Here is a 247-nt window from a genome sequence, read left to right as displayed (position 1 = left end):
GGCCGAGTACACCGGCCGTATCAACCGGATCGGCATGGGTTCCGTGTTCTGGGCACCCTCGTACTTCGCGGGGTCCTGCGGCGGCGCACCGCTGAGCATCGTCAAGGAGTACATCGAGAACCAGCAGCGGCCCGTCTGACCGTCACCCCGGAGCCGCAGAGCACTCCGCCGCTTCGCGGCTCCGGGTCAAGGATCGCAATCCCGCCCGGCCTAAAGGCCGGGATTCCCTGCGAAGAACAAGGGATGG

General features: G+C 66.8%; 1 protein-coding gene. It reads left to right on the top strand.

Annotation, left to right across the window (positions count from 1 at the left end; translation table 11 throughout):
- Window positions 1–139: transposase (locus C7C46_RS33485; RefSeq protein WP_181442684.1), on the top strand; the 139-nt coding region annotated here is incomplete at its 5' end.
- Window positions 140–247 lie beyond the last annotated feature (108 nt).

This window comes from Streptomyces tateyamensis (assembly GCF_003205575.1).
In the GTDB taxonomy this organism is placed as follows: domain Bacteria; phylum Actinomycetota; class Actinomycetes; order Streptomycetales; family Streptomycetaceae; genus Kitasatospora; species Kitasatospora tateyamensis.
This window is presented reverse-complemented; position numbering and strand designations above follow the sequence as displayed.